1 protein-coding gene is annotated in these 830 nt (G+C 46.1%); it reads left to right on the top strand.

The features are described 5' to 3' along the window. On the top strand, positions 1–801 hold an 801-nt coding region (locus CWC03_RS20840; protein ID WP_138583507.1), incomplete at its 5' end, for an ISAs1 family transposase. Positions 802–830 lie beyond the last annotated feature (29 nt).

The following is an 830-nucleotide window of genomic DNA, read 5'->3' as shown; positions in this document are numbered from 1 at the left end:
AGGCCACTCATGGCGTGTGATGGTAAAACTCTGCGCGGTGCCAGTAAAAAGCGGGAGGATAACTTACACTTGGTGTCTGCTTTTGATTGCGAGTCTGGTTTAACTTTGTATCAGCGAACGGTAGAAAATAAGTCCAATGAGATACCGGCAGTTAGGGCCTTATTGGATGTGCTCGATATTTCAGATTCTATCGTCACACTAGATGCACTACATTGTCAGAAAGCGACACTTACAGCACTGATTTCAAGAGGGGCTGACTATCTGGTTCAGGTCAAAGCGAATCAGAAAACACTCTATAAAGCAGTCACTTCATGTTTTGAAACAGCCTTTGAACAAGAGGAGAATTTGCCTGAAGATGTACAAGTCAGCAATGGTCATGGACGCCAGGAAACACGCATCACTTATGCTCTGAAGGCAGACAAACTGCCCGAAGAGATAAAAGAAAAATGGCCCGGGATCACTTCATTAGTCGCGGTTGAAAGACACAATAAATCCGAGTCGGTAACAAAAATAGACACACACTTCTATGTCACTTCAGTTGAGCCTGATGCACAGATGTTACAAAAAGCCATCCGCCATCATTGGCACATCGAGAACCAACAGCATTGGGTGTTGGACGTGGTGTTTAAGGAAGATGCTTGCCAGATCAGCGAACCGATTTCGGCTGAGAATATGGCGCTGTTCAGGCGGGTTGTTCGCAATCTGGTAAAACAGCACACAGGCCGCAAAGATTCGATACGTGGCAAGTGCGTTCGGGCCAGCTTTGACGATGAATTCAGGGCAGAGCTTATCTTCGGTTAATGGTCGTTAACGAAGTATGCTCTCACCCT

Origin of the sequence: Pseudoalteromonas sp. S2755, assembly GCF_005886535.1 — a bacterium.
Classification (GTDB): domain Bacteria; phylum Pseudomonadota; class Gammaproteobacteria; order Enterobacterales; family Alteromonadaceae; genus Pseudoalteromonas.
Note: the sequence above shows the minus strand (reverse complement) of the source record. Positions and strands in the feature narration are given on the sequence as shown.